We start from the raw sequence: 6259 nt of genomic DNA, 5'->3' as shown, positions 1-6259 counted from the left end.
AAAGACAGTTTTTAATGTTTTTGTATCCCTACTCCCTACTCCCTGTTTTTGTAATTCGTAATTCGTAATTAAGAAACTCTTATTTAGTATGGGTTTCGGAGTTTGAATGTGTAGCCGAATTTTAGAGAATTGGTATAACTTCTGTTCATATTGAAAAATTCAGCAAATGAAAGGCACTTTCCGCAATGCGTGAATTTTAAATTTTTGATCAAAAAATAAAGATTTTATACCAATTGTTCAAAATTAGGCAACAGATGTAAATCAAGAAAGTCTTGCTGTATCTAAATTCCGGCTCTATCTTACTTGTTATGCTAAATAAATACTCTGTTCCCTTTCATGATGATTTCATTTGGTAATTCAATTCAGGATGGTAGTCTGCAAGCGCTTCCCAATGGATTACATCTTCTAGCAAAGATTGATAACCTAAAGTGTTGGGGTGAAGTCCATCTGCACTTAAGCGTTTTTGTCTCCAAGCTTGGCTGCGTTTCATCCATTGCTCAAAAATATCCAAGTAGGGAATTCTTCTTTTACTACAAGCAATTCGGGTTACTTCTTTGTAGCGATATTGATCGGCATAATTATAATAAAAACAATTTAAAAATGGCATTTTGGTTTCATCTACTGGCACCATGCCCACGAATAAGACGGGACACAGTTGTTGTGCCAAATCCAATAAAGAAGTAATATCCTTTTCAAACTCGCTAAAATCTGTATAATTTCGTCCGTTGGCACGAGTTAATCGCGCTGAATCATTCACGCCTACGGATAAAATAATCAAGTCTGGGACACGATTTTTGAGTTCTCCTCGGTGGCGAAATTCTATTTCTAGCCTTTGGGTTACTTGCTGTGTGCGATCGCCCCGCACTCCCAAATTATACAGAACATGACCGACGTTGTCCGGCATCATCCACCACCGCCGCAGTTGCTCAACCCAGCCGCCTCTTTCAGGATCGCCGAATCCATAAATTAAACTATCCCCTAGTGCGACAATCTTCAAAGGCTGATCGTGTTTTGGCGGTACAGACAGCTGAATTGAGGAAGAAGCTAGAGATGTATGCATTTAAAAAGATTTATCCCAAGTTAGTAAAATGTTATTCCCTATACCAGTTAACAAATTTTTGATTAACTGGGTAAGTTTATATTTTTACAAGATTATACACATTTCTACACCATAGATGCATATATGCTTTGCTGCGGGCTTCATTCTTCACCTACTTCTTGATCAATGTTCAGGAAATAGGGAACAACTGCATTCTTGCGGGGCCAATTCTGGTAAAGGAAGCGAACTAGCAAAGGCAGTGAAACTAGCATTAGCAGAATACCAACCCGCCAGCCAGAACGCAACTCTTCTAAAACATTGGTGCTTGCAGTTGCATTTGAGCCGTCGGACAAAAATCCCAATGCTACTGCTAGTAGATTATTTAATGCATGGCAAGCGATCGGGACAATCAGGGTACGGGTTTTGATGTACAGTACTCCCATGATTACCCCAAACAGGGATAATCCCACGACGTTTGCGTGCCCAATTCCGAACATCAGTGATGAAGCTAACAACGCGGTGCGAATACCCCACTTAGTTGCCCAACGCTGTAGGATAATCCCACGGAACAGAAATTCTTCAGCTATGGGCGCAACTACTACATATACGATCGCAACTAGCAAGTTGTATAACAATGGTGCAGAGGTTCGAGGCGATGCATCAGCAGCAACCTGACGCATGAGTTCTTCGATAAAGGAGGGTGCAGCCAATGACAGTAGGTAAAATGAGACTAAGTAAGCACTCAGCGAAAATAAGAGCATCAAAATTACCAAGCCTGCCGTCGGCAACCACTTGTGATTGTTTGGCACATTGCCCACTACATGTTTGAGTTTGATCCCCAAGCGATTGAAGTCTACAAGTTCCCACGCAGAAAGTAAACCGAATATTAAAATGTAGAGCAGCAGCATTAAAAGCTGACCGTCAAGTTGTACACGAATGCTACCTTGGATAAACCCTAGTGCAAAGCCGAGACCTAACGAGATCAACAAACCCCGCAATAGTAAATGGCGAACTTTGAGGTAGTGGAAAGGATTGTATAAATGATATGGTGTCATAAATGATACTAGTTTCCTAGAAGGACTTGACACACAGAGACGCGCTATGGCGCGTCTCTACAAGCAATAAAATTAAATATTATTTTTTAGGACACAAAAAATCTAAGTGAAATTAGCAGACCAATAGTTATTCAAATTACATCTTTGCGTCCCTGCGTTTACGCATCTCCCCGTCTTTCTAGCGATTTGAACTATGTAACTTGAATGTCCAAGAGCTTAGACGCTAGGGTGACTGATTGAATACCCACTTCAACCACTGACCAAAGGAAGTTACAGGATTAAAGCGAGTGACACCGGGCGCACGGGCGGCGGCTAGTCCATCGACGGCGGCTAGGGCAGCATACTGCAAGCCCAAGAAAGTGTCAACGCCTGCATGGGGGCCCCCAAGGGTAATTGCTCCAGCAGCATACATCTGACCTTTACCATTACGCATTTCTAATAATTCAAAATCGTTCGCCACAACTAACCGCCCTAAGAAATTTATGGGTAAATTGTGATGTTGGACTAAATCTTGCAATAGGGGACTGGCATCGACTTTGGCATCTAATCCAGTTGCATCAATAATAAAATCAGCAGCTAGCGTCATTTCCCCAAAGCCTCTTTCTTGGATACGAGTAATAGTTCGGTTTTGGGCATCTCTTTCTACGCCTAGTACCTCTCCAAAGGTAATTTGATACCAACCTTCGCTCAATCCTTGGGCTGCGATCCGCTGCCAGTCACGACGGTCGGCTGTTGTAGTCCCACCCCAGTCTGTGATTAGACGCTGACGTTCATCGGGGGAGGCTTTTTCTAACATGGCGCGGAGTTCACCACCCCAACAGCCTTTGGGCCAGTTAAAGGGCTGAAATTCATAATGATTTTTGACTGCACGCTGAGCTTTTTGAAATTTGTTGCCTTGGGGTTTAGCCGATCGCATCAAATGCAATACTGTAATATTGCGATTTTTCTTTCTAGCTTCATAAATTCGCTGGAGAATACGCGAAGCGACAATCCCGCGTCCACGCATTAACACAGTCCCACCCTGTCTTTCTAGTTGTTCATAAACGTGGGTGTGTGTTTCATAAGCATTGACAACGGATTTAAAATCTTGATATTTTTCTCTGTAAGCTTGTAAATCTTGGAGAAATTGAATAGCTGGATACCCTGTGGCTAAGTGTAAATAACGACTAATTACAAAAGCATGATTTCCTTGGCCACGAGAATAGGCGACGCAATATCTACCATCATCGGTTTTGCGAATTCCTCTCACACGTCCATAACGATAAATTCGATCCCAGCCAATGCGCTTCGCTTCCCGGTCTATGGAGTCGAAAACATTACCAGAACGGGGTGTATATGTTTCGGCAAAAGTCGGTTCAGCAAACACCTGCCATAGATACCGCGATGCTGATTTTAGCTTGCCGTTGGTGAAGTCACGCCAAGCCTCTCGCCAAGCATAGCTAGGCCAGCCCCAAATATTATCAGGACAAGAGTCAGAATTAGAACGTAGTCTTTCATGTAAAGGAATTTGGGAATTCTGACACAGGCGTCTGTAACGAGCATAAGGCTCGGCTTCTAATCCTAAAGCCATAATCTTTTCGGCACGGACACCACTGATTCGTAGATAATCAGCCCAAATATAGCTACCCAATCCACCCCCCATTGCCAGATAATCACATTCATCCACAGGCAAGCCCGTAGCATAAAGCGCTTGAGGAGGAACCTTTTCTGCCTGAAAGATTGGTGGTGGGAAATTGCTTCCTTGAGGTATCGCAGGCAAAGGTGGCGGTAATCTGGGGTCGGGGATATTAGTATTAGGATTAAAATGAATCGCCGAAGGGGGAGTAGTATCTGGTTCTGGTGTATATGTATTAGCAGCTGCGATCGCTACTGTCATTATGTATGGGCCAACTTGCAATGTATCGCCATTAGTCAATACGCTGCTTGTTTGTTTTTGACCGTTAACAAATATACCGTTAACACTGCCTTGGTCAGTTACCACTAGCTGATTTTGTTGCCACTCAATTAAGGCGTGGTAACGAGAAACTTCGTTACTATTGAGCAGCATCCGAGAAACCCTCGCTCCTGCAAGTTCAACAGGTAAACGGGCGAATTCTCTACCAAAAGCGACGGGTAAATTCAACTTTGGTTCTCGCCGTTCCCCCGTTGCTGGATCTTCCCAACTTAATTGGATTTGTGTGTTAGTCATTGGTCATTTGTCATTTGTTATTGGGAATTGGGAATGAAGAGGACACGGGGACATGGGGACGTGGGGACGCGGGGAATATAAATGAAAGTTTCTCCGTGTCCCCCTTACGGGTTCGCCAGTTGTCTGCGGAGGGAAACCCTCCCGCAACACTGGACTCACCGCGTCTCCCTCTGTTTGCGTCTTCCCCCTCATTCCCCTCACTTGGGTGCTACCAAAACACTTATCGCCGCAGCTAGAGATGTGCCGCACCAGGGACAGCCAATTTGGAGGTTTTCTGTTGAGGAAATTCTGTGGCATTTGGGACACTCTAGACCATAAACCCCTGGTGGAGGCGCAGGGGGCGTTTGTGGATGATAGTGATGTTGATGATGTTGGTGATGTTGATGTTGTGCTGGTGGTTGTGAGAATACTGGGGGGGTAGGGTTTGCTACAGGCTTTGATTGGGGTGTGACTATGAGTGTTGCAGGTACGCCATTGTCGATTGCAACACGAGTTACTTGAAATTTCATTTGTCCTAAAAAAATCACAGCACCTTCGTTTAGAGGTATTTCACCTTGAGCTAGTTGCTGTCCATTTATGATCGGGGGATTTTGCGATCGCAGGTTTCTAATATAAAAGCATTGCTGTTGATTATAAAAAAATATCTCAACATGTAGTCCGGATACGGTAGGATTACTCACAACAATGTCGCATCGCAGTGGATCGCGACCAATACGGACTGTGCCGGGATTTTTACTTTGCTGTTGTTCATAAATATCTTGAGTTTTATCTTGGCCTGCATCGTACCACCGTAGAGTTAGTGCGTTCATTGTTTTAACTTTGTAACTCGTATTTAGCTACTTCAACTTCTTCCTGTGCGATTCCTAACATGAGTCACTAGAAGCAAGCAAGTATTTAGGAAAAATTTAAACAAAATAACATTAGAAATAGAAAGTGGGAAGTGGGAAGTGGTGAGTGGGGGAAGAGGTATTTTCGTGCCTTCGTTACATGATTTATCACGTGGGATTCTATAAAGCTCTTATTTGATTTGGTGAAAAAACTCGCCCTCAACTCGAAAATGCTAATTCTCTACTCCCTACCTACGCAAATAAGCTCAAAAATCAAAGCGGATTGTGCTATCTCGAAGATGCTAATTTATCAGCAATGCGTGTAGTTTCTGGCAATCGATATTTTGGTGTGCAGCGCAATACATAGTTAATTGCTGTAGGCAGACTGATTTTATGACCACTGGAGACATATACGGGTTTTACTGCTGTGCGTGTTCTTAATACTGCTCCTATTGTTTCACCTTTATGAATGAGTGGTTGCCAACTGCCTTTGATTTCTGACAACTCTGCATGTTTGCCAATTAATAATGATTTTGCTACACCAATCGTCGGTATATCTGCAATTATGCCTAGATGACAAGCTATACCTAATCTTCTGGGATGAGCAATTCCTTGGCCATCGCACAGAATGATATCTGGTGTTGTTTTTACCTTCTCTAAAGCATCAAGAACTGCTGGAATTTCTCGAAACGAGAGAAAACCAGGTATATAAGGAAACAAGGTGGGACGATGTGCCAAACTTGTCTCAACCATTTGTAAATCAGGAAAATTCAACACAGCTACCGCTGCACGACTAATTGTGCCATCAGCTTCAAAGCCCATATCTACGCCAGCAACATATTTGATAGGTTCTGGAAATTGATCTTCTATAATTACTTCTTCTCGTAACTTTTCTTGAATAGCTATAGCTTCCTCTAGCGTCTGGGGCCAAGCATGACGTTGATAGATTTTCATATTTAAAGTTGTAATTAAAAAATGTTTTTCTCAGGATTTTTAAATAAACTGTACAAATGCGAATAACACAAAAAAGATTTATTTAAGCGATCGCCAGCATTAACTATTATTTCCAAGTAAGTTATTTTACATATCTATCCTTATGTAAAGAATTCACTTCCGTACATTTAGCCCAAGTATAGAATAGAGTTACCTA

5 protein-coding genes are annotated in these 6259 nt (G+C 42.6%); all 5 read right to left on the bottom strand.

Annotated elements, in window-relative coordinates; translation table 11 throughout:
* Nucleotides 1-334 precede the first annotated feature (334 nt).
* The 5 genes from AC5JMF_RS14710 to nfi all read right to left on the bottom strand — a co-directional run bounded on the left by AC5JMF_RS14710 (nt 335) and on the right by nfi (nt 6063).
* The gene (locus tag AC5JMF_RS14710; protein ID WP_495796469.1) at nt 335-1060 is read right to left on the bottom strand and encodes a GDSL-type esterase/lipase family protein; all 726 of its coding nucleotides are present in this window, start codon (nt 1058-1060) and stop codon (nt 335-337) included.
* Between the two features lie 140 nt (nt 1061-1200).
* Nucleotides 1201-2094 (bottom strand): CPBP family intramembrane glutamic endopeptidase, encoded by an 894-nt coding sequence (locus tag AC5JMF_RS14705; protein ID WP_495796468.1) that lies wholly within the window; start codon nt 2092-2094, stop codon nt 1201-1203.
* 223 nt (nt 2095-2317) lie between these two features.
* Nucleotides 2318-4282, bottom strand: coding sequence for an FHA domain-containing protein (locus AC5JMF_RS14700; RefSeq protein ID WP_495796467.1), 1965 nt, complete (start codon nt 4280-4282; stop codon nt 2318-2320).
* Between the two features lie 197 nt (nt 4283-4479).
* Nucleotides 4480-5091, bottom strand: coding sequence for an FHA domain-containing protein (locus AC5JMF_RS14695; RefSeq protein WP_495796466.1), 612 nt, complete (start codon nt 5089-5091; stop codon nt 4480-4482).
* 306 nt (nt 5092-5397) lie between these two features.
* Nucleotides 5398-6063 carry a deoxyribonuclease V gene (nfi, locus tag AC5JMF_RS14690; RefSeq protein WP_495796465.1) on the bottom strand — a complete coding sequence of 222 codons (666 nt, stop codon included), beginning with the start codon at nt 6061-6063 and terminating at the stop codon, nt 5398-5400.
* Nucleotides 6064-6259 lie beyond the last annotated feature (196 nt).

This window comes from Desmonostoc vinosum (assembly GCF_059505385.1).
Note: the sequence above shows the minus strand (reverse complement) of the source record. Positions and strands in the feature narration are given on the sequence as shown.